The 463-nt window shown below is 66.3% G+C and carries 1 protein-coding gene; it reads left to right on the forward strand.

Annotated features, from left to right (window positions below):
• A partial coding sequence (locus IMZ11_RS44045; RefSeq protein ID WP_255708216.1) for a helicase-related protein occupies nucleotides 1–463 on the forward strand: 463 nt, incomplete at both ends.

A 463-nucleotide genomic window follows, 5' to 3' on the forward strand; every position in this document is an offset into this window, starting at 1 on the left:
TGTCGGGGCTGCGGCTCGGCCTCATGCACGGCCGGCTGTCCGGTGACGAGAAGGACGCGGTGATGGGCCTGTTCCGGGCCGGGGAGATCGACGTGCTGGTGTGCACCACCGTGATCGAGGTCGGCGTCGACGTGCCGAACTCCACCATGATGGTGGTGATGGATGCCGACCGCTTCGGCATCAGCCAGCTTCATCAACTCCGCGGCCGGATCGGCCGCGGACAACACCCCAGTCTGTGCCTGCTGGCCACTCGCCTGCCGGAGACATCAAAGGCCGGTGAACGGATCAAGGCCGTTGCGGCGACCCTGGACGGATTCGCCCTGGCAGATCTGGATCTCGACGAGCGGCGCGAGGGAGATGTGCTGGGCCTCAACCAGTCCGGTCGCACCATCAACCTGCGCTTCCTGTCCCTGCGAGAGCATCTCGAGGTGATCCAGGAGGCTCGGGCGTTCTGCGAACAGCG

It is taken from the genome of Microtetraspora sp. AC03309 (assembly GCF_020826795.1).
Taxonomy (GTDB): domain Bacteria; phylum Actinomycetota; class Actinomycetes; order Streptosporangiales; family Streptosporangiaceae; genus Microtetraspora; species Microtetraspora glauca.